This is a genomic window from Nocardia sp. NPDC051321 (assembly GCF_044455225.1).
Lineage (GTDB): Bacteria > Actinomycetota > Actinomycetes > Mycobacteriales > Mycobacteriaceae > Nocardia.
The window spans coordinates 374,487-395,685 of record NZ_JBITEM010000005.1 but is presented as its reverse complement, the minus strand read 5'-3'; the positions used below and the strand labels follow the sequence as shown (position 1 = coordinate 395,685).

Sequence of the window (21,199 nt, the reverse complement as noted above, 5' to 3'; positions counted from 1 at the left end):
CGCACGCCGGGGTAGGCTCCCGTCGGTCATCGAACGGCGAGCTCCGACTGCCGCTAGGGTGAGACATATGTCTGAAATCTCTACCTTGGCCGACCGTCTCGCGATCATCGACGTGGTCACCCGGATGTTCGTCTACACCGATCAGCGACGTTGGCACGACCTGGTCGACGTCGTTTTCACACCGAAGGTCGACTTCGACGGCGGATTCGGCGGACCGGTCGGTGAGCGCGACGCGGCCGATATCGCTGAGGGCTGGCGGGTGGGGCTCGGCGAGCTCGACGAGGTCCATCACCAGTCCGGAAACCACCTGGTCGACCTGGCGGGTGACGCGGCGAGCGTGCACGCGGACGCCATCGCCGTGCACGTGAAGAACTCCGCAACCTACGGAAAGACCCGGACCTTCATCGGCAGCTACGACATCGGCACCGAGCGGACCCCGAATGGCTGGCGGGTCAACAAGTTTCACTATCACCTCAAGGCCGTCGACGGAAACGCCGATCTGACCTGACCTCTCAGGAGTGCGTCGACGCCCGCTCCTGCTGCGGAGCGGCGTCCGCATTCGTGCGCCGCGACAGGTAGCATCTGCATGCTCGGCGGGCGACGAGGAAACCGGTGGAAATCCGGTGCGGTCGCGCCACTGTTGAAAGCCAGACCCTCTGGGTTCTACCCACCCGCCAGCTCCGCTGGCTGCCGACCCCGGCGGCGAGCAGCAACCCCCGATGGGCGCGTAACCCAAGGAAGGCCGTCACCTGTGATTCTGCTGCTGTCCACGTCCGACACCGATCTGCTGAGCGCCCGCGCGAGCGGCGCCGAGTACCGGTGGGGCAATCCCGCACGGCTGCTGGTTGACGACCTGCCCGCGCTGCTCGACGGCGCCGATCTGGTGATCGTGCGCATCCTCGGCGGCAAGCGCGCCTGGGCGGAGGGCCTCGACGCGATCCGCGCCAGCGGGGTGCCGATGGTGGCGCTCGGCGGCGAGAGCGCGCCGGACGCGGAGCTGATGGAATGCTCGACCGTGCCGGGCGGTGTCGCCGCCGACGCGCACAACTACCTGGCCGCGGGCGGGTCGGAAAACCTGCTGCAGCTGCACAATTTCCTCTCCGACACGGTCCTGCTGACCGGCCACGGCTTCGAGCCGCCGGTGCAGTTGCCGAGCTGGGGTGTGCTGGAGCGGGTTTCGGCTGAGCCGAGCGACGATCAGCCCGCCGTGGCGGTGATCTACTACCGCGCACAGCATCTCGCCGGGAACACCGGTTACATCGACGCACTCTGCCGCGCGATCGAAGACGCGGGCGCGCGCGCACTGCCGCTGTACTGCGCGTCGCTGCGCACCGCCGAGCCCGAACTGCTTGCCACGCTGCGGCAGGCCGACACCCTCGTGGTCACGGTGCTCGCCGCGGGCGGCACCAAGCCCGCGACCGCCTCGGCGGGCGGAGAAGACGAGGCATGGGATGTCGGCGCGCTCGCCGACCTGGACGTGCCTATCCTGCAAGGCTTGTGCCTCACCAGTGGCCGCGCACAGTGGGCGGCCAACGATGACGGGCTGTCCCCGTTGGACGTCGCCACCCAGGTCGCCGTGCCCGAGTTCGACGGCCGGATCATCACGGTTCCGTTCTCCTTCAAGGAGTTCGACGCCGACGGCCTGTCCACCTATGTCCCGGACGCGGAACGCGCGGCCAGGGTCGCGGGCATCGCGGTGCGTTACGCGCGGTTGCGGCACATCCCCGCCGAACGCAAGCGCGTCGTCCTGATGCTGTCGGCCTACCCGACCAAGCACGCCCGCATCGGCAACGCCGTCGGCCTCGACACTCCGGCGAGCGCCATCCGCCTGCTCACCGAAATGCGCGCCGCCGGTTACCACCTCGGCGAGCCGGGGGAGATCCCCGGGCTGGACGAGCAGGACGGTGACGCGCTCATCCACGCCCTCATCGCGGCGGGCGGCCAGGATCCGGACTGGCTGACCGCGGAACAGTTGGAGGGCAACCCGATTCGGATCGGCGCGGCCGCCTACACCGCGTGGTTCGACACGCTGCCCGAGGAGCTGCGCGAAGCCATCATCGAGGCGTGGGGCCCGCCGCCCGGCGAGCTCTACGTCGACCGATCCGCCGACCCGGAGGGCGAGATCGTCATCGCCGCATTGCGTTTCGGCAATGTGGTGCTGATGGTGCAGCCGCCCCGCGGTTTCGGCGAGAATCCGGTCGCGATCTACCACGATCCCGACCTGCCGCCCAGCCATCATTACCTCGCCGCCTATCAATGGGTCAGGTCTGCTGAAGGTTTCGGCGCGGACGCGATGGTGCACCTCGGCAAGCACGGCAACCTGGAATGGCTGCCGGGCAAGACGCTAGGCATGTCCGCCGCCTGCGGCACCGATGCCGCCCTCGGCGACCTGCCGCTGATCTACCCGTTCCTGGTGAACGACCCGGGCGAGGGCACCCAGGCCAAGCGCCGCGCGCACGCGACCCTGGTTGACCACCTGATCCCGCCGATGGCCCGTGCCGAAAGCTACGGCGACATCTCGCGTTTGGAGCAGTTGCTCGACGAGCATGCCAACATCTCCACCCTCGACCCGGCCAAACTGCCCGCGATCCGCCAGCAGATCTGGACGCTGATGCGGGCCGCCAAGATGGACCACGACCTCGGCCTCGCCGAACGCCCGGACGAGGACGTCTTCGACGACATGCTGCTGCACGTCGACGGCTGGCTGTGCGAGATCAAGGACGTGCAGATCCGCGACGGCCTGCACATCCTCGGTCAGGCACCGGCGGGGGAGAGCGAGGTCGACCTGGTGCTCGCCATGCTGCGCGCCCGTCAGCTGTGGGGCGGCGAGCGGAACGTGCCCGGCCTGCGAGAAGCGTTGGGGCTGGACGAATCCGGCACCGAGGTCCGCGGCCGAGTGGACGTGGTCGAGGGCCAAGCTCGCGGACTAGTTGCCGCTCTTCAATCGGCCGACTGGTCGGCGGACTCGGTCGACCGACTCGTCGACGAGTTCGCCGACTCGCTCCTCGCGACAGCGGGTGCCGCGCGGTCCACGGCGCAATCGCCGGCGAAGGCCGAGAGCCCCGGCGCCAGTCCTCAGTCATCTGCTGATCGCCCGGCCGAGTCGCCGGTGGTCGGTGCGCAATCAGCGGCCGAGAGTCCCCGCGAGACGGCCGCATCCGCCCCTGCCGCCGCGCATGCCGACCTGGCCGAGGCAGACGCAGTCCTGACCGCCGATCCCCGGCTTACCGCCGTACGTGACGTACTCCGTTTCGCCGCAACCGAAGTCGTCCCTCGGCTGCGTCAAACCGGCATCGAGGTCGACCGCGTCCTGCACGCCCTCAACGGCGGTTTCATCCCCGCGGGCCCCAGCGGCTCACCCCTGCGCGGCCTGATCAACGTGCTGCCGACCGGACGCAACTTCTACTCCGTCGACCCCAAGGCCGTCCCCTCGCGATTGGCCTGGGAAACCGGTCAGGCCATGGCGGATTCGCTGCTCGCCCGTTATCTCGCCGACCATGGCGAGTACCCGCGTTCGGTGGGGCTGTCGGTGTGGGGCACCTCGGCGATGCGCACCTCCGGCGACGACATCGCCGAAGTCCTTGCGCTGCTTGGCGTCCGGCCGGTGTGGGACGAGGCGAGCCGCCGCGTCACCACCCTCGAGGTGATCTCGCTCGACGAATTGTCCCGTCCCCGTGTCGATGTGACGGTGCGCATCAGCGGCTTCTTCCGGGACGCGTTCCCGCACGTGCTCGCCCTGCTCGACGACGCGGTGCGGATGGTCGCCGAACTCGACGAGCCCGCCGAGGCGAATTACGTTCGCGCACATGCCGAGGCGGATCTGGCCGAGCACGGTGACGCACGCCGCGCCACCACCCGCATCTTCGGTTCCAAGCCGGGCACCTACGGCGCGGGCCTGCTGCAGCTGATCGACTCCAAGAGCTGGCGCACCGACGACGACCTCGCGCAGGTCTACACCACCTGGGGCGGCTACGCCTACGGTCGCGACCTCGACGGCGCACCCGCCGCCGACGACATGCGCACCGCGTACCGCCGAATCGCGGTGGCGGCCAAGAACACCGACACCCGCGAGCACGACATCGCCGACTCCGACGACTACTTCCAGTTCCACGGCGGCATGGTCGCCACCGTGCGCGCGCTCACCGGCAAGAACCCCGAGGCCTACATCGGCGACAGCACTCGCCCCGACGCGGTGCGCACCCGCACGCTCTCCGAGGAGACCTCCCGGGTGTTCCGTGCCAGGGTGGTGAACCCGCGCTGGCTGGAGGCCATGCGCAGGCACGGCTACAAGGGCGCGTTCGAGATGGCCGCGACGGTCGATTACCTGTTCGGCTACGACGCCACCACCAATGTCGTCGCCGACTGGATGTACGAGAAGCTCGCGGAGAGCTACGTTTTCGACGACGTGAACCGCAAGTTCATGGAGCAGTCCAACCCGTGGGCGCTGCACGGCATTGCCGAACGGCTGCTGGAGGCCGCCGAGCGGGACTTGTGGGAGCACCCGGAGCAGGCGACACTGGATGGGTTGCGTCAGGTCTATCTGGAGACCGAAGGGGAATTGGAATAGCGTGAAAATCAACCCCCCAATTGTTGGGGAGTTTGAAATGCGTGATCTTGCAAGGCAATTCAATTTTCGCAATACTCTCGACAACGCTGTTGCCGAGAGCGCATGATCGATGGTGTTCCATGGCCGTTCCCGGGGAAACGCCAATCGAATCGGCTAGATGATTGGAAAGCCTTATGAATATCAGGAAGTTCGTAGCAACCGCGGTGCTCACCATCGCGGCAACAGGTGTCGCCGCCGCCACCGCGCATGGTCAGGCGCAGGTGGCCGACGCCGCGTTCAGTGGGGTCGATCAGGGCGTCGCCTATACGGCGGCGGTCGCGCCCGACCATTCGAGTGCGACCCTCACCCTCGCCTCCGGCAAGTTCGTGCTGACGCCCGATCAGGGCGTCTCCGTGCTGGCGCCGGACGGGTCGCTGGTCGCCAACGTGCCGACCACGATGCAGTCGGTGTCCGGCCAGCAGGTGCAGGTCGCGCCGGAAGTCAACGCCAGCGCAACCACATTGACGCTGACACCGGTCGCGGCCGCGACCCCGGAATTGGGGGCACCGCAGTTCATCGGTGACGCGGGTACCACCGTGGCGGGTGTGTTGATCGGCTGTGCGATCGGGTTCTTGATCGGCCTGATCTTCGCCATTGTCGGAGCCATCCCAGGCTGCATCATCGGCGGAATCATCGGCGGCATTGCGGGCGCCAACCAGCCCTGACGGGTAATTACGGAAGTGACGGCCCGGCCTCGATCAGCGTATTCCGCTCGGTCCGGCCGGGTTTCACTTTATCGCCGAATTCCGGTGGCTCGATGTTTCACTGGTGACCGGCCGCCCAGCGAAATCGCTCGGCGGTCGCCAGCAGCTGTTCAGCGAGTTCGGGAGCGTCCAGCACCTCGAACTCGACATCGGCCAGACCGCGGTAGCAGGTGAGCATCTGCGATGTGTCCGAACCCACTTGGACCACACAGTGATCCGGCCCATCCGGCTCGACGGACAGCGCCGCCGGAATCTTCGCCCGAATCTCGCTTTCGGACGCGGCCATCCGCACAGTCGCGCGGAAGCGCCAAGTGGCCGTGCCGACGCCGCGCTGCACCCGCTCGGCGATCTCGGCCTCCGGCACCATCCGCGGCGTGAACCGCGGGCCGTTCGGCGTTTTCGGCACGATCCGATCGACCCGGAAGGCGCGCCAGTCGCCGCGCTCCGGATCCCACCCGGCCAGATACCAGTGGCCGCGCCAGTACACGAGTCGGTGCGGCTCTATGTCGCGGCGTGACGTTGTGCCGGAACGCGTTTCGTAGTCGAAGCGCAATCGCTCGCCTGTCCCAATCGCGCCGGCGACCGCGGTGCGAACCGCCGCGTCCACCGTCGGCCTGCCGACGCCCGGCACGTGCACGGTGGCCGAGGTCAACGTCGCCACCCGGCTGCGCAGCCGCGAAGGCAGCACCTGCCGCAGCTTCACCAGCGCGGGAGCCCACACCCAGCGGTCGCGGAAGACAGCCTTCCGCGATTACTCAGCCGACAACGGCGTTCATGATCGTGCCAGCGCTCGTGGCGACCACACCGCCGATCATGGCGCCGGCGATCATCTTCGGCGAATCGATCGGCCCGCCCTGCCATTTCTCCCACGCGAATCGTCCACCGGCGTAGGTGATTCCGCACACCCCGGAGAGCAGCACCAGCCAGGTGAGGTAGCGGACCATCTGCAAGATCTTGTCCGAGACCGGCGGTGCCTCCGGCGTCGGATTGCCGATCTGCGCGAGGAGGGCGTCGTGCACAGCGATGATGACCATGAATACGCTCGCTTCGGGGGTCGATGTGTCACCTTCAAAAGGTGCCACTGGCGCGTTGTCTGGGTGATAGCCATGCTTGTACCGGACAGTATGTGCGGCGCTGACGTTTTCGTGGAGCGTACGGAAGAATCTGTCGGGAATGTCCGATCAGCGTTGCGGGTGCAGGGTTTCGTATCGCGTCCCTGCTCGAGTGGCTAGGTGTGTGAGCACGAAGGGAACTGCTACCGTTTCCAATCCCTGGGGAACGTCGAGCACGGGGTGCACATTCACCTCGAACACCCTGCCGCCGCGCTCGGCCACCAGATCTACCCCGCCGAACGATAGCCCGACCGATGCTGTGGCCCGGATAGCGAGTTCGAGGAGGTGCTGGGGGAGCGCGTCGGGCGCGAGCACCGTGGAGACCGCGCCCTGCGCCTCGTTGCAGGGAGCGTCCGGGTTGTCCTGAACGTGCTCGCACACGCGCAACACCCGGTCGCCGAGGACGACCACGCGGTACTGGTGGCGGCGGCCGTGCTCGTCGAAGTTGCGTGCGTCGCGGGTGAGCAGCCAACTGTGGCCGGACTCGTGGTAGCGGTCGCGCGCCGTGTGCAGTTGTGCCTCGGTGGTCACGTGGCAGACGTCACGCCCGCCGAAGCCGATGGCTGGCCGGGTCCACACATCGCGTCCGAGCCGATCGAACGCGGCCTGCGTCGCACGCCAGGTGGGACGGTTCAGTGCGAGCGATTCCTCTTGCGGAATGCCCTCGGCCCGGAATCGATCGACGGTGCGTCGCTTGTCGGTGGCGTTTCGCCAGGCTTGTGCGTCGGCACCGAGACAGGGGATGCCGCTGCGCGCGACAGCTGCTTGAAAGTGGGCGAATCGATGCCGATCGCCCGGCGGTATTTCATAGATGATGAGTGCCGCGGGTTGTACCTCGACATTCTCAGCCACGAGCGTCGGCCGAACGCCGAGTCGCAGCACGCCCTTGCCGCCGTCGTAGAAAGGTCTCGCGTCGACAATCAATGGCCTGGCACCGGTGACCAATTCGACGGCGCGGGCGAGCTGAGCCGAACTGCCCTCGGTGGAACCGTGGTCGGTCATCACAACGATGTCGCTGGAATTTCTCATCGTGCACCACCGTCCTGCAGCAGGGGCGAATCCACTATCGAGACAGTGTCACTCCGCGTCGGCGCGGCGAATCCGGTTCCAGCGCAAGCCGACCACTCGGCGACCATGGCCGGTGGTCGACCGGCTAGATCGTTATCCTACCGGACGGAGATGCCGGGAGTTGGCGAAAGCTCAACGGCCGCAACGGAAGTATTGGTTCAGGAGCGCAGCGAACGCGCGACGCGGAAGCCGACGTCGTCCAACCGCAGGGTCGGGTGGCTGCGGCGGCGCACCGACGCGCGGCAGCTCCAGTGTTCGTCGAACCAGCCGCCGCCGCGCAAAACCCGGTAGGAGCCGTAGATTTCGGCGTCGTAGATGTCCCAGCACCAGTCCCACGTGTTGCCGAGCATGTCGTACAGGCCCCACGCGTTGGGCCGCTTGCCGCCCACTTCGTGCATGTGCTCGTCCGAATTGCCCCGGTACCAGGCAATTTCATCGAGCTCGCCGTAGCGCGGGCCGGTGCTGCCCGCGCGGCACGCGTGCTCCCATTCCGCCTCGGTCGGCAGTCGGTAGCCGTCGGCGGCGTCGTCCCACTCGACGTTCTCCTCGTCGAGTCGATACGCGGGCGTCAGCCCTTCCGCGGCCGACAGGGAATTGCAGAATCGCAGCGTGTCCCACCAGGAGACGCTGTCGACCGGCAGTCGGTCGCCTCGACTGCTGCTCGGCCGCAGTCCGGTGACCAACTCGTACTGTTCCTGGGTGACCGGGACCGCCGCCATCTGGAATGGCGCGACCGGCACCGGCCAACTGCGCTGGGTCCGCCGATCCGACAGCGTCACCATTCCCGCCGGGATGGCAACCAGCATGTTCAGGCTCGCGTCTCGGAAACCGGCTCGTCGTGTTCCATGGCGGGCCGTACCGGATCGGGGAACACGAATTTACGCATGGCCCACCAGCGGAAAACCGTGGCCAGCAGGGTGCCGATCACCGTCGCGCTGATGAAGTCGGCGATGTTCTCCGTCAGCACCGAGACATGCGGTGCGCGCAGCTCGAAGAGGTAGCTCGATACCGCGAGCGGCAGCTGGTTGATCACCATGCCGACGCTCGCCACCAGGAAGAACAGCGCCGCTTCGTGACGGCGCTCACGTCCGCCGCGCGCGGTGAACGCCCACTCGCGGTTCAGCACGTAGGAGACCACGGTGGCGATCAGCACGGCGACCACGTTCGCGGTCACCGGCTTGCCCTCCAGCACAGTCCATTTCAATCCGAAGAAGAGCACCATGGTGGTGACGAAGGCGATCGCTCCGACGGTCAGGAATTTCAGCAACTCCGCGTTCCGCACGAACACGGACAGCATCCGGCTCGGTACGCGCGCTGCGACGATCTGGGCCAAGAACATCGGGCAAGGTTATCCGAGGGGCAAATAGGTAGTAGCGGGCGGACCGTTGCCGAGCGGCGGCTCACTGGCGAATTCTTGGTGCGCGGTAGGTGACGGCGAGCGGAACAGTTTGGGCACGATTCGGCAGCCGCGTTGCTAATTCGTTATCTGCGAACGGCTTTCGGTCGGCGATTCGCGGGGAAGATCATTGTCGCGGTGCTCGTACAGGTGCACGGGCACGCGAGCTCACCGATTGCGGCATCGCTCGGTGCGCCGATTCCCTAGAAGTATGAAAGCCTCTTGTATCGAGGCAGGGGCCCAGAGGAAATCACTCGGACACCGGTCGGCACAACCCGCGGGGCCTCAGCTACGTGCTGAGGCCCCCGCAGTGCGTCAGGGGGCGAGTTGCCAGGTCGGGGTCGTATTCGTAGTCGGGACCGTGTACGCGCGGTCTCAGGATGCGTCCAGGTGTTAGCAGTTCCCTCCACCAGGTGACTTTGCGCACAGCACGCGCATGGCGTCCAAAGGGGGCGTGGGTGGACCGGTGCCGACCAGCCCGGCCATCATGCAGGGTGGGGATCAGACGCCGGGCGGTGCTTGCGATGGAGCACAAGGGATCTGGCGCGGCGTGCCGGGGTCGAGGGCTCGTAGGGCGAGTGCGGTGACGGTGGGGTCGACCGAGACGGAGAGGTGTCCGGCCAGGTTCACCGGGCAGATGTCTTGCAGCACAATATTTGTCGCGTTCGGGGCGGTTCGGATGCCGCTGGTGTAGGGCTGCACCTGGATGTCGGTGGAGGTAACGATGTTGGTGTAGTGCACATTCGGCGCGTAGACGCCGCTGGCCTGCAGTCGATTGATGAAGTCGGACCCGGTCCGCAGTTCCGCGCAGGCGGCGCAGGTGGGATCGAGCGACTCGTAGAGGTCGCCGGGCAGGCCGAGGATCGACAGCGGCGAGTCGAGTGGGTCGGTGATCGCGGTGCCCGCCCAGATCGGGGCCAGATTGATCGCCTGGTCGACGGCTGCCGCGCCGTCTAGAAACCGCAGATATCCGGCGCTGACCAGGGTCCCCTCGGACCAGCTGAGCAGATCGACTCGATCGGTTCTCGTTGCGGCTCGTACCTGGTCGACGAATTGCCGTAGTTCCGAACTGGATTGGTCGATCGGTGCCCGGCCGCCGACGCCGGCCACGAGTCCGCGATCCGTCGGATAGACGCCGTAGGTGAGTGCGTAGACGCAATACCCTTCGTTCGCGAGTAGCGGAGCGAATGTCTGCCAACTGTTTTCGCCGTTGCCGCTGAGGCCGTGCACCAAGACGACCGGCCGCGGATGAGCCGCCGACGGGACGCATCCCCAGTCGTTCGCGCCAGGGGGCGCGCCCGGCGGCGCCGTGGTCACGCTCGCGGAAACCATGGCGGCCAAGGAATATGGCACCGGTAGTGGGGCGGCGGAGGCGGTGCCGAGCGTGAGCGGGATGGTGGCGACCATCGCCGCCGTCATGAGCATTAGTCGACGCATTGCTGCTTACTTCCTTTGATGGGGATCCTCGGCGGGCGCTGGGCCGTAGTCGACCGGGGCCCCGATCTCGACGATGACCCCATTGGGGTCGCGGACGACGGCGACCCGCTGCCCCCACGGCCGCGTCGTCGGCACCAGCGCGCTGTGCGCTCCTGCGGCGAGTGCGCTCCGGTAGGCCTCGTCCACGTCCGCCGTTTCGACGGCTACCCGAAAAGCGTTCGCGGGACCGGGTTCCGCGAAGTCCTCGATCTTCTTCCAGTGTTCGATGGTGAGGCTCGGGGCCGACGGGCCCGGGGACCACACGCCACGCCCCAGCACCACGAAGGTGCCATCAGGATCGGCGAACACCGTCCCGAGTCCGAACGCCTCCTCGTAGAACGCCGCCGTCGCGTTCACGTCGTCCACCATCAGGGTCACTCCGCCGAAGTGCATGGCTTGCCTCCTCGAGAGAACTTCCAGCTATTTGGTAAGAAGGATTACCATATAGCAGCCATGGTGTTATTCCTAGTGTTTTGGACGAAAAAAAGCCCTAGGCGGCAGGAATGCTCGCCTAGGGCGCGGCCATCTACGATGAATCGGTCGTTTCGGCTAACGGATGGCGAATGCTATCGGCCGAGGCCGACGTGACCGATCATCGATGGCTGATCAGTTGCGGTAAATCGCCACGTAAGCGTTGGTGGCGGTGCCGATGCTGGTGGGCCCGAGGCACGACGCCGAACCTTGACCGGACGGGCTGAAGGAACCGCCCCACGAGCCCCGGTACGGACCGATGGCCATGAGCGGGAAGGCGTTCGGCACACCGGCCAAGCCGAAGCATTCGACAACCACGGTGTACTCCCTGCCCGCGGGTGCGTCATCGTCATGGCACGTCGCCGTCGCGCTGACCAGGTCCCGCGTGACAACACAGTCCTGGGGCGCGGCCTGGGCGGTACCGGAGCCGACCACCGCGGCAAAACCCAGCACCGATGCCGCGGCGATCGTGACTCGCGCGGTAGCGACCATCGAATTTCTCATGTAGAGCCCTCCCTCTCAGCTTGGTCCTAGAACAGTCGGCGGCGAACACCACCTCGTTACAGCCTGCCTCGGGCGAACGGCGTAACGGGGCAGTTCGGAACCGCTAGCGGGGAACCGACGAAAAAGAACGTGGATGAATCGCGGCGGGGTGCGCCGGTCGGCGGCGCACCCCGCGCATACGTCGCGGTGCGCAGCGCGGATTTGCGCCCGCAGGCGGATGTCCGGCCACGCCCTGCGGCCTACCGTTTTCGCTATGACATGGAATGAGCTGGGCGCGAGCAAATTTGTGCTGTTGACGACTTACAAGAAGGACGGCACCCCGGTGGGGACGCCGGTCTGGGTCGCGCCGGGCGGCGATCGAATCGTCGTATGGACCAATCCGGCAACGTGGAAGGTCAAGCGCATCCGCCGCAACCCGGACGTGACGCTACAGGCTTCCGACGCTCGCGGGCGCCCGAAGGTCGACGGGATTTTCGCGGGCACCGCGACGGTCCTCGATGCCGACGGCACGCAGCGGGTGCGCGACCTGGTTTCGCGTAAGTATGGGCTCACCGGCACGCTGGTCATCAAGCTGCACAAGCTGTTTCGCGGCGCGGATGGCTCCATCGGCCTCGCCATCGCCCAGCGGGCGGCTGACTAACCGGTAGCGCCCAGCTGGTCAGGCGGATTCGGCGAGGCCTGCGGCGCGCCAGGTGTCGGCCAGGTCCTGGAGCGGGAAATCGAGGGCGAGGCTCAGGGCTACGACGGTGCCGAAGGCGGGGGAGGGGAGGCGGCCCGTCTCGATCTTGCGCAGGGTTTCCGGCGAAATGCCTGCTGAGCGGGCGACTTCGATGAGGTCGCGGTCGGCACGGGCGGCGCGCAGGGCGGTGCCGAGGCGGCGGCCTGCGTCGATTTGAGCCGGAGTCAGCGGAAGACGGACCATGCGAACAGGGTATTGGCGGTATTTAAATACCGCAAGTGTATGTATAGCCATGTTCTTACGTAGATATGCGCATTAAAAGATGTGATCGTTCCGCAGTCTAAGGCCCGTCGCGACCTGAACTACAAACTGCTGAGGAGAGGGGGTTTGGTATTAAAATACCGAGTGAGCTACCGTGGTATTAAAATACCGAGATAGGAGATGCTCATGGTGGAGCTGAAGTCGCCGGGTGAGATCGAGCGAATGCGGGTGACCGGCCAGTTCGTCGGCGAGGTGCTGGGGGAGTTGCGTGAGCTCGCCCGCGTCGGGGTGAACCTGCTGGAGCTGGAAGCCCATGTGCGCGAACGGATCAAGCAGCGTGGTGCAGTCTCGTGCTACTGGGATTACTCACCGTCGTTCGGTCGTGGCCCGTTCCGCAACACCGTCTGCCTCTCGGTCAACGACGCTGTCCTGCACGGACTTCCCTTCGACTACCCGCTCGCCGACGGTGACGTGCTGACCATGGACCTGGCCGTCGGCATCGACGGCTGGGTGGCGGACGCGGCGACCACCATCGTGGTCGGCACCGCGGCGGAAGAGGATCTGCGCCTGATCCGGGCCACCGAGGAGGCGCTCGCCGCCGCGATCGCGGTTTCGTTGCCCGGCAACCACATCGGCGACATCTCCGCCGCGATCTCGGCCGTCGCCCGCGACTACGGCTACCCGGTGAACAACGAGTTCGGCGGTCATGGACTGGGCCGTACGATGCACGAGGATCCGCACGTCTCCAACGTCGGCAGGCCGGGCCGCGGCTTCCGCCTTCGCCCCGGCCTGACCATTGCCATCGAGCCCTGGTTCGCCTGCACCACCGACCGCATCGTCACCGACCCCGACGGCTGGACCCTCCGCTCCGCCGACGGCTCCCGCACCGCCCACTCCGAACACACCATCGCCATCACCGCGGACGGCCCCGACGTCCTGACCTTGGCCCCGGTGAAAGTCCAAGTAACACACCCTCGTCCGTAACGACCCACCACCTGCGAACAGCCGCACCAACTCTCGGGATTCGCACCCATCCTGGGGAGCCGCACCCACACTCGGGATCCGCACTCGATATAACCCGCCCTATCCATGCGGATCCCGAAAAGGAGTGCGGCTGCTTGCGGTGATGGCGGGTTAGTCGGTTTCGGTCAGCCATTTCTCCAGGTCGGTGGCGATCTGGAGGTGGTTGTCGATCGCCGCGCGATCCTCCTCGGACAGGTCGAGGGCGGCGATCTCGGCGCGTAACTCGGTGACGCGTTGCGGTTCGTTGGTGGCGACCGCCAACTCGATGAGTTCGGCCAGCGCCCGTGCTTTGTCCACCGGAGCCGCCGTGTTGCCGAAGCGACGCAGCCCGGACTCCAGTGCCCTGCGGGCCGCCTTGTCGTCGAGCTTGGAGAACCGCAGGATCCGGGCATTGTCCAAAGTCCGTTGCAGCCCTTGAAGTTCGCGTGATCCGCCGTAATCCGGGTCGGGTTCGTGGCGCACGACGTAGACGACGGTGTTGCCGACCGGATCGAACACGGTGAATCTGGTCTGGCCAGGGCGGAACCTGGTGATGCGCGGTAGGCCGCTAGCGGGCACGCGCCCGAAGCGCTCACGCAACGCGGTAGTGAACCGTTGGTGCAGATCGGCGACTTCGTCGACGAAGACCACGCACGACACGTAGCACTCCTCTGCGGTGCCCCGGTCTTTCGGGGTGGGGCCGAAATGCAAGGAGTAGCCATTGCGGGCCACCGCGCCGTAGGTATAGGGCCGCGTCTGCTTCGCGGTCACCTCGTAGCCGAGCGTTTGGTAGAAGTCGAGCGTCTCGGACAGGTCGCCGCCCCACATCATCGGCACTGACACGTCGCCCATAAAAGCCTCCCATTACCAGCGGTAATCAATTTTGACTACCGAAGGTTAGGGCGGTCGCGCTGTAGAAGTCAAGTTTGACTACTATGGAAATTTCCTATCTGAGGGAGGTCCGTCGATGTCGGCTGTGCGCCTGTTGGTGCTGGGGGTGATGCGCTTGCGGCAGCCAACCTACGGCTACGCCGTGCGTCGCGAATTGCTGTCCTGGCGTGCCGAAACGTGGACAAACGTCAAGCCTGGCTCGATCTATCACGCGCTGAAGCAGCTGACCCAGGAAGGCAAGCTGACCGCCTACGGCACCGAGGGCAGCACCGAGGGGCCGGGCCGCACGTTGTTCAACCTCACCGACGAGGGCGAGGTCGAGTTCCGCAGGCTGATGGACGAGGCACTGGTCAGCGTCGACATGGAGGAACTCGGCGCGGGCATCGCGTTCATGGACGCGCTGCCCCGCGCGCACGTCATCGAGAAGTTGCGGGAACAGCGCCGCCGCAGCGACGAGGTCCGCGCCAGTCTGTTGGCGATGATCCCGGACTTCCCCGGCGGACGCGCCGAGCCGCCGCACACGACGGACCTCCTGGAACTATGGAGCAGCGTTTTCGGCACCCTGGCCGGCTGGACCGAGGGCCTGCTGGAACGACTGGAGGCAGGCGAGTACCGAATGCCCGAATAGCTGGCGCCCCGATACGCTGCCCTCATGACGAACACGCTGGGGGCCGTCGGTAAAGCCGATTACGTGCTGCTGACCACGTTCCGCAAGGACGGCACGCCCGTCGGCACCCCGGTGTGGGCGGTCGCCGACGCCGACAAGCTCTACGTATGGACGGTCGCGGACAGCTGGAAGGTGAAGCGCCTGCGCCGCAACACCGACGTCACCGTGCAGCCGTGCAGCGTGGCGGGCAAGCCGCGCGGCGACGTGGTCGCGGGTACCGGGCGCATCCTCGACCAAGACGGCACCGATCGGGTGCGCAAGCTGCTCATGCGCAAGTACTGGCTGATGGGCCCGATCACCATCCTCGGCAGCTATCTGCGCCGCGGCAAGAAGGGCACCCTCGCCGTCGAGATCACCTTTCACGCTTGACCGCCATCGAGGTGAGTCAAAGCGTCGCTGTTAGAGATCAACTAGCGACCATATGACTCACCTCGATGTGTCAGGTTGCTTGACTGACCGAGGACATGTGGAAGTCGGGAATGCGTAAGGGGGGCATGGCTGTTCGGGTGAACCAGTCCTTCCATTCGCGGGGTAGCGTGATTTCGGTGGCGCCTGCTTCGGTGACGCGGCGCAGGAGGTCCAGGGGGCTTTCGTTGAAGCGGAAGTTGTTGACTGCTGCGGTTACCTCGCCGTTTTCGATCAGGTAGACGCCGTCGCGGGTGAGGCCGGTGAGTAGCAGGCTGGCCGGGTCCACCTCGCGGATGTACCACAGGGTGGTGAGCAGTAGGCCGCGCTCGGTGCGGGCGATCATCTCGTCGAGCGAGGCGTCGGAGCCGCCGGTGAGCAGTAGGTTGCCGCCGGGAACCGTAGCGGCGGTGTCGAATTCGGCGGCGGTGGCGCGTGGGTAGACCAGCGATTCGATGACGCCGTCGCGTATCCAGTCGACTCGTTCGGCGGACAGGCCGTTGTCGAAGACCGACATCGCTTGCGAGGACGAGGATGTCGCGACGAACGGTCGATATTCGAGCCCAGCCGCGGTCGGGTCTGAGTAGAGCGTGAGCGGAATGTCGGTGAGCCGCTCGCCGATTCGAGTGCCGCCAGCGCGGGAGAACGCGGTGTGTCCCTCGTGCGCGCCGCGGCCCTCCATCTCCCAGTTCATGTAGATCATGAGGTCGGCGACCGTGGAGGGCGGCATCAGCGTTTCGTAGCGGCCCGCGGGCAGGTCGACCTTGCGCTTGGCCCAATCGAGCCGGCGGGACAGCTCGGTGAGCATGCCCGGCACGTCGACGTCGGCGAAATCGGCGGTGCCGACACCGACCCACGCGCTGGCGAGATCGGTTCCCTCGCCGCTCGGAGTGCTTGCGAGCCGCGAATGCGCGAGGCCACGCTTTCCGTTGATCTCCAGCGAACCGGTCGGCTGCACGAAGCGGCGGCGCAGTCCGGTGGAGGTGCCGAGCCAGGTGGTGTGCACGGTGTGGTGGGCGAACCCGTAGAGCCGGTCGCTGCCGTCGAAGCCGACGGACAGACCGTCGGCGAGATCGGTGAACACCTCGATGCCGGTGCTGCCCGGTGCGTCCGCCCAGTCGTCGGTGGTCCCGTCCGGTTCCAGCAATGGCATTGCGTCCCTTGCGGGCTCGGCGGTGCGCGCCGCCTCTTCGCTCTTGCGCACCACCGCTTCGATGTCGGCGGGATCGACGCTGGTGGAGCCGATGGTGCCGACGCGCGCGGACCGCGGTCCGTCGCGGAAGATCGACACGACGACCCAATCCCGCGACACCGACGACCCGTTGGTCGTCATCGAGTTCCCGGCCCAGCGTAGCGAGGCGTCGTGCGCGTCGGTGACGATCACCATCGCCTCGTCGGCGTTGGACAGCGCGAGCGCCCGTTCGACGACCTCGCCCGCGGCGATCACAGTCTGCGCGGTCATTGCCCCGCCTCCGTCCGGGTGTTGAGAATGTTGATGCCGCGCACCAGAACCGACGGGCAACCATGACTTACCGCCGCGACCTGACCGGGTTGCGCCTTGCCACAGTTGAACGCGCCGCCGAGCTGCCAGGTGGACTTCCCGCCGACCGCCTCCATGGCACCCCAGAAGTCGGTGGTGGTTGCCTGGTAGGCAACATCGCGCAGCTGGCCGTCCAGCTTCCCGTCGCGGATGCGGAAGAACCGCTGGCCGGTGAACTGGAAGTTGTAGCGCTGCATGTCGATCGACCAGGACTTGTCGCCGACGATGTAGATGCCGTTGTCGACCCGGGAGATGAGTTCCTCGGTGCTGGTGTCGCGCTCGGGGTCGGGTTGCAGCGAGACGTTCGCCATCCGCTGGATCGGCACGTGATGGGGGGAGTCCGCGTAGGAGCACCCGTTGGAGCGGTCCAGGCCGAGGCGCGGGGCGAAGACGCGGTCGAGCTGGTAGCCGACCAGGATGCCGTCGCGCACCAGATCCCAGCGTTGCCCGGCGACGCCCTCGTCGTCGTAGCCGACGCTGGCCAGGCCGTGTTCCTGGGTGCGGTCGCCGGTGACGTGCATGACCGGCGTGCCGTACTTCAGCGTGCCGAGCTTGTCGGGGGTGGCGAACGAGGTGCCCGCGTAGGCGGATTCGTAGCCGATGGCGCGGTCGTATTCGGTGGCGTGACCGATGGATTCGTGGATGGTCAGCCAAAGGTTGGTCGGATCGATCACGAGGTCGGTCGGGCCTGGGGTGACGGTGGGTGCCTTCACCTTCTCGGCGAGCCACTCGGGGATGCGCGCGAGTTCGCCCTGCCAGTCCCAGGTTTCGTCGGCGCCGGTGACGTACTCCCAGCCGCGGCCCACCGGCGGCGCCAGCGTGCGCATGGTCTCGAACACGCCCGCCGAGGAGTCGACCGTGGTCGCCTCGAATACCGGGTGCAGCCGGACCCGCTGCTGGGTGATGGACGAACCCGAGGTGTCGGCGTAGTAGGTCTGCTCCTTCACCTGCAGGACCGAGGCGGTGACGTGGTCGACGCCGTCGGAGCCGGACAGGCGTCCTGAATAGTCCTGCAGCAGTGCGACCTTGTCGGTGGTCGGCACCGTGAACGGGTCCAGGTCGTAGGCCGAGACCCAGTGCACGTTGTCGTAGCGGGGTTCGTCGGCGAGTACCACCCGCTCGCGGTTGAGCGCGCGCAAGGTGGTCGCCACCGTTACCGCGCGGCGGGCCACGTTCACCGCGGTCTCCGGCGTCAGCGCGGCGTGTGAGGCGAAGCCCCACGTGCCGTCGACGATCACCCGGACCGCGAAGCCGAGCTCCGCGTTGTCGGTGATCGACTCGACCCGCCCGTCGCGCAGCCGGATCGACTGGGTGACCAGCCGATGCACCCGCAGGTCGGCATGTTCGGCGCCCGCCGCCTTCGCCGCGGTCAACGCGGCCTCGGCGAGCGCGGCCAGTGGGAGGTCGAGGAACTCGGCGTCCACATCCTTGGAAGTCGCGATGCTCACCCGGTCCAACCTAGTCTGTTCCGTCCGAGAGCACTTGCGCCTGTCAGGAATACACGCGGTGCTTGTTTGCAGCGCGTGCAAACAAGCATGAAATGCACAGTGGCACACCAGGAAAGATAGGGTGTGAGCGGCGGGAACGGCACGCGCGAAACCGCCGCCTACCGCGTCTGCCTCGCGAAATGCCGTACTGTGCCCGCCGTGCCGCCATCCGCCCTTCGTGACCGCAAACGCGAACGTACCCGCCGAGCCCTGCTCCAGGCAGCCGTAGAGCTTTTCGAGACGAGAGGCTATGAAGAAACTACGGTGGCCGACATCGCCGCGGTGGCCGATGTCGGGACCCGCACCTTCTTCAACTACTTCGCCAGCAAGGAAGAACTGCTCTTTCCGGAGACCGACGAGCGGGTGCGAGCCGCGGTGGCCGCGATCGGCAGCCGGCGGCCGGGGGAGCGGCCGGTCGAGGTGTTGCTGCGGGCGTTACGCGCGGCCGGGGACAATCCCGGCGAGCATCTCGTCGACGATCTGAACGCGCGGATCGCCGCGTTGCGCGCGCAGGTGTCGCGCACCGTGCCGTCGGTGAGCGGCCGGGCCGCGCACGCGCAGTTGGTCGCGCAGCGGGAGATCGCCCGTCAGCTGCACATCGCGTTCCCGAACGAACTGGACGAGGTCGGCGCTGCTGCGCTGGTCGGTGCGGTCGTCGGTGCCGTGTCCGGCGCGCTCACCGTGCTGTTCCAGCAGCCGATCAGCGGCGCGGAGGACGGGGAGCGGTTGCACCGGCGCATCCACGAGACCACCTCGCGGGTGCTGAAGCCGTGGCTCGCCTCGCAGGTGGAAACCCGCGCCTGATCAACCGAACTGCTGCCAGCCCAACCGGATCACCATCCCGATCACCACCACGAGCAGCACGACCCGGACGAACTTCGCGCCATTGCGCAATGCCATGTGCGAGCCGACGATCGCACCCGCCACATTGCCCACGGCCATGGCCGCGCCGAGCGCCCAGATGATGTGACCGGTCGCGCCGAAGAAGATCAGCGCGCCGACGTTGGAGCCGCAGTTGATCACCTTCGCCATCGCGGCCGCGCGGACGAACTCCGTGCCGAGCAGGGTGGCGAAGGTGATGATGAGGAACGTTCCGGTGCCGGGGCCGAGCAGGCCGTCGTAGAGGCCGATGAGGCCCGCGGCCAGCGCGATCGTGAGGATGAACTTGCGCCGCGTCGGCGCGTGCGTGGCCAGGGTGACGCCGATCGACGGGCGCAGCGTGACGAACACCGCGACGGCGACGAGCACCACCATCACGATCGGGATGAACAGGTCGCGATCGATCAAAGACACGGCGGCAGCGCCGATTCCGGACGCCACCGCCGCGATCGCCGCCGCGGGCAGCAGCACCCGCCAGCGCAGCGGAACCTTCTTGGCGAAGGTCACCACCGAGGCGCTGGTGCCCGCGACCGCGGCCAGCTTGTTGGTGCCGAGCGCGGTCTGCGGTGCGATGGTCGGCGCGACGAGGAACAGGGTCGGCAGGATGATCAGTCCGCCGCCGCCGACTACCGCGTCCACCCAGCCCGCGGCGGTCGCCGCGGTCAACAACACCATCCAGTCACCGATCTGCACGTCGTCAGCCAACCAGATCCGCTGTCCAGGACCAGTGAGCGGTCCAGTGCGGCCGCACGCCTTCTGAACGCGTGCGGCTGTGTCGGCCATCTTCTCGACGCGCGCACTGGTCGGGCTCGTGGGTGGGTGCCGGGCGCTTTAGGGTGAAGCGATGCGTCGGTTCAGCTTGTGGCTTCGCGGGAAGCCCATCGTTGCGGATTCGATGCTGGCGTTTGTCCTGCTGGTGCTCGAGGTGCTCGGGGTCACCAATGCGGAGAACAAGGCCGCGGCGCTCGCGATCGGGTTGTTCTTGCCGCTGCCACTGGTGCTCCGGCGGGTGTATCCGCGGGCGATGGCGGTGGTGTCGCTGCTGCTGTCGTTCACGGTGACCGCGGTGCAATATGTGGTCGGCGACGAGAAGGTCGAGCACATCACGCTGTTCAGTCTCGGCATCATGCTGTACACGTTGGTCGCCTATGTCGGGCGGCGGGACGGACTGTGGTTCGCGGTCGGGCTGGTCGCCGACAGCGCGCTGTCGGCCTCGGCGGGCATCGTCGCGCCGAGCGATCTCATCTTCACCGCGATGTTCTTCGCATTGTGCTGGACCCTGGCGGAATTCATCGGCGCGCGCCACGCCTACGACACCGAGGTCGCGGCGCGGCTCGCGGTCGCCGACTACGACAAGGAGCGCCGCGCGCACGACGCGGTCTCCTCCGAGCGCACCCGCATCGCACGCGAACTGCACGACGTGGTCGCCCACGCGGTCAGCGTGATCATCGTGCAGGCCGATGGCGCGCGGTACGCGCTGCGCCGCGACCCCGACGCCGCCGAACAAGCCCTCGGCACCATCGCGGGCACCGGCCGTGAGGCGCTGCGCGAACTCCGCCGGACCGTCGCCTTGCTGCGCACCGAGCACGCCCCCGACCAACTGCCGCAACACGGCACCGCGGGCCTGGCGAAGGTGGTCGAGATGATGCGCGGCACCGGCCTCGCCGTCGAACTGGAACTGACCGGCGAACTCGACGACGTTGCCCCCGAGGTCAGCCTGGGCGTGCACCGCATCGTGCAGGAATCCCTCACCAACACCCTGCGTCACGCAGGCCCGCACCCGAAGGCCTGGGTCCAGGTCCGCCGCCGCGACACCGACGTCACCATCGACATCACCGACACCGGCGGCGTCCCGCTCGACGAGCCCGCCGTCCGGATCAAGGGCGGCGGCATGGGCCTGGTCGGCATGCGCGAGCGCATCGCCGTGCTCGGCGGCACGCTGGAAACCGGCCGGCACGCCGACGGGGCCTGGCGAGTCCGCGCCAGCATCCCCCTCGAACCCGGTTTCCCGGAGTAGCCGGTCCGCGGGTCCGGCACGTTAGATTAGGGGC

The 21,199-nt window shown here is 67.1% G+C and carries 22 protein-coding genes; 9 read left to right on the top strand and 13 right to left on the bottom strand.

The window, feature by feature from the left end:
- Positions 1-67 precede the first annotated feature (67 nt).
- The 3 genes from ACIA8C_RS14065 (at position 68) to ACIA8C_RS14055 (ending at position 5,271) form a co-directional block, all read left to right on the top strand.
- Complete coding sequence (locus ACIA8C_RS14065) at positions 68-508, top strand: nuclear transport factor 2 family protein (RefSeq protein WP_397134463.1); 441 nt, start codon at positions 68-70, stop codon at positions 506-508.
- Positions 509-751: 243 nt separating this feature from the next.
- On the top strand, positions 752-4,567 hold the full coding sequence (gene cobN / locus ACIA8C_RS14060) for a cobaltochelatase subunit CobN (protein WP_397134461.1): 3,816 nt from the start codon (positions 752-754) through the stop codon (positions 4,565-4,567).
- Between the two features lie 173 nt (positions 4,568-4,740).
- Complete coding sequence (locus tag ACIA8C_RS14055; RefSeq protein WP_397134459.1) at positions 4,741-5,271, top strand: hypothetical protein; 531 nt, start codon at positions 4,741-4,743, stop codon at positions 5,269-5,271.
- A 97-nt stretch (positions 5,272-5,368) separates the two neighbouring features.
- On the opposite strand, the gene ACIA8C_RS14050 is transcribed toward ACIA8C_RS14055, so the two are convergent.
- The 8 genes from ACIA8C_RS14050 to ACIA8C_RS14015 all read right to left on the bottom strand — a co-directional run bounded on the left by ACIA8C_RS14050 (position 5,369) and on the right by ACIA8C_RS14015 (position 11,337).
- Positions 5,369-6,013, bottom strand: a complete 645-nt coding sequence (locus tag ACIA8C_RS14050) for a helix-turn-helix transcriptional regulator (protein ID WP_397134457.1) — start codon at positions 6,011-6,013, stop codon at positions 5,369-5,371.
- 52 nt (positions 6,014-6,065) lie between these two features.
- Positions 6,066-6,344, bottom strand: a complete 279-nt coding sequence (locus ACIA8C_RS14045; RefSeq protein WP_397134455.1) for a hypothetical protein — start codon at positions 6,342-6,344, stop codon at positions 6,066-6,068.
- Positions 6,345-6,491: 147 nt separating this feature from the next.
- Positions 6,492-7,451 carry a RimK family alpha-L-glutamate ligase gene (locus ACIA8C_RS14040; RefSeq protein WP_397134453.1) on the bottom strand — a complete coding sequence of 320 codons (960 nt, stop codon included), beginning with the start codon at positions 7,449-7,451 and terminating at the stop codon, positions 6,492-6,494.
- A gap of 197 nt (positions 7,452-7,648) precedes the next feature.
- Positions 7,649-8,293, bottom strand: a complete 645-nt coding sequence (locus tag ACIA8C_RS14035; protein WP_397134767.1) for a formylglycine-generating enzyme family protein — start codon at positions 8,291-8,293, stop codon at positions 7,649-7,651.
- 5 nt (positions 8,294-8,298) lie between these two features.
- Positions 8,299-8,829 carry a GtrA family protein gene (locus tag ACIA8C_RS14030; RefSeq protein WP_397134451.1) on the bottom strand — a complete coding sequence of 177 codons (531 nt, stop codon included), beginning with the start codon at positions 8,827-8,829 and terminating at the stop codon, positions 8,299-8,301.
- Positions 8,830-9,387: 558 nt separating this feature from the next.
- Positions 9,388-10,305: an esterase/lipase family protein gene (locus ACIA8C_RS14025; RefSeq protein ID WP_397134449.1), complete on the bottom strand. Its 918-nt coding sequence runs from the start codon at positions 10,303-10,305 to the stop codon at positions 9,388-9,390.
- A 24-nt stretch (positions 10,306-10,329) separates the two neighbouring features.
- The gene (locus ACIA8C_RS14020) at positions 10,330-10,755 is read right to left on the bottom strand and encodes a VOC family protein (RefSeq protein WP_397134447.1); all 426 of its coding nucleotides are present in this window, start codon (positions 10,753-10,755) and stop codon (positions 10,330-10,332) included.
- Positions 10,756-10,968: 213 nt separating this feature from the next.
- A complete protein-coding gene (locus ACIA8C_RS14015; protein WP_397134445.1) occupies positions 10,969-11,337 on the bottom strand; it encodes a hypothetical protein in 369 nt (122 codons plus the stop codon).
- A 253-nt stretch (positions 11,338-11,590) separates the two neighbouring features.
- Here ACIA8C_RS14015 and ACIA8C_RS14010 point away from each other — a divergent pair, with 253 nt between their 5' ends.
- Entirely contained in the window at positions 11,591-11,977 is a 387-nt protein-coding gene (locus tag ACIA8C_RS14010; protein ID WP_397134444.1) for a PPOX class F420-dependent oxidoreductase, read from the top strand.
- Between the two features lie 18 nt (positions 11,978-11,995).
- Here the strand turns inward: ACIA8C_RS14010 and ACIA8C_RS14005 are convergent, their stop codons facing one another.
- Entirely contained in the window at positions 11,996-12,259 is a 264-nt protein-coding gene (locus ACIA8C_RS14005) for a helix-turn-helix transcriptional regulator (protein ID WP_397134442.1), read from the bottom strand.
- Positions 12,260-12,463: 204 nt separating this feature from the next.
- On the opposite strand from ACIA8C_RS14005, the gene map reads away from it, so the two are divergent.
- On the top strand, positions 12,464-13,261 hold the full coding sequence (gene map / locus ACIA8C_RS14000; RefSeq protein WP_397134439.1) for a type I methionyl aminopeptidase: 798 nt from the start codon (positions 12,464-12,466) through the stop codon (positions 13,259-13,261).
- Between the two features lie 150 nt (positions 13,262-13,411).
- Here map and ACIA8C_RS13995 read toward each other — a convergent pair whose 3' ends face one another.
- On the bottom strand, positions 13,412-14,131 hold the full coding sequence (locus tag ACIA8C_RS13995; RefSeq protein WP_397134437.1) for a VOC family protein: 720 nt from the start codon (positions 14,129-14,131) through the stop codon (positions 13,412-13,414).
- A 115-nt stretch (positions 14,132-14,246) separates the two neighbouring features.
- Here ACIA8C_RS13995 and ACIA8C_RS13990 point away from each other — a divergent pair, with 115 nt between their 5' ends.
- Both ACIA8C_RS13990 and ACIA8C_RS13985 read left to right on the top strand, forming a co-directional pair.
- On the top strand, positions 14,247-14,798 hold the full coding sequence (locus ACIA8C_RS13990; RefSeq protein WP_397134435.1) for a PadR family transcriptional regulator: 552 nt from the start codon (positions 14,247-14,249) through the stop codon (positions 14,796-14,798).
- A 24-nt stretch (positions 14,799-14,822) separates the two neighbouring features.
- Positions 14,823-15,206 (top strand): PPOX class F420-dependent oxidoreductase, encoded by a 384-nt coding sequence (locus tag ACIA8C_RS13985; RefSeq protein ID WP_397134433.1) that lies wholly within the window; start codon positions 14,823-14,825, stop codon positions 15,204-15,206.
- A gap of 70 nt (positions 15,207-15,276) precedes the next feature.
- Here ACIA8C_RS13985 and ACIA8C_RS13980 read toward each other — a convergent pair whose 3' ends face one another.
- Together ACIA8C_RS13980 and ACIA8C_RS13975 are read right to left on the bottom strand one after the other, a co-directional pair.
- Positions 15,277-16,689: a metallopeptidase TldD-related protein gene (locus ACIA8C_RS13980; protein ID WP_397134765.1), complete on the bottom strand. Its 1,413-nt coding sequence runs from the start codon at positions 16,687-16,689 to the stop codon at positions 15,277-15,279.
- A gap of 11 nt (positions 16,690-16,700) precedes the next feature.
- A complete protein-coding gene (locus ACIA8C_RS13975; RefSeq protein ID WP_397134431.1) occupies positions 16,701-18,230 on the bottom strand; it encodes a TldD/PmbA family protein in 1,530 nt (509 codons plus the stop codon).
- Positions 18,231-18,533: 303 nt separating this feature from the next.
- Here ACIA8C_RS13975 and ACIA8C_RS13970 point away from each other — a divergent pair, with 303 nt between their 5' ends.
- Positions 18,534-19,073, top strand: a complete 540-nt coding sequence (locus ACIA8C_RS13970) for a TetR/AcrR family transcriptional regulator (protein ID WP_397134429.1) — start codon at positions 18,534-18,536, stop codon at positions 19,071-19,073.
- On the opposite strand, the gene ACIA8C_RS13965 is transcribed toward ACIA8C_RS13970, so the two are convergent.
- A complete protein-coding gene (locus ACIA8C_RS13965) occupies positions 19,074-19,841 on the bottom strand; it encodes a TSUP family transporter (protein ID WP_397134763.1) in 768 nt (255 codons plus the stop codon). It abuts the gene before it with no gap.
- Positions 19,842-19,992: 151 nt separating this feature from the next.
- On the opposite strand from ACIA8C_RS13965, the gene ACIA8C_RS13960 reads away from it, so the two are divergent.
- Positions 19,993-21,165, top strand: coding sequence for a sensor histidine kinase (locus ACIA8C_RS13960; RefSeq protein WP_397134427.1), 1,173 nt, complete (start codon positions 19,993-19,995; stop codon positions 21,163-21,165).
- The last annotated feature ends 34 nt before the right edge of the window (positions 21,166-21,199 follow it).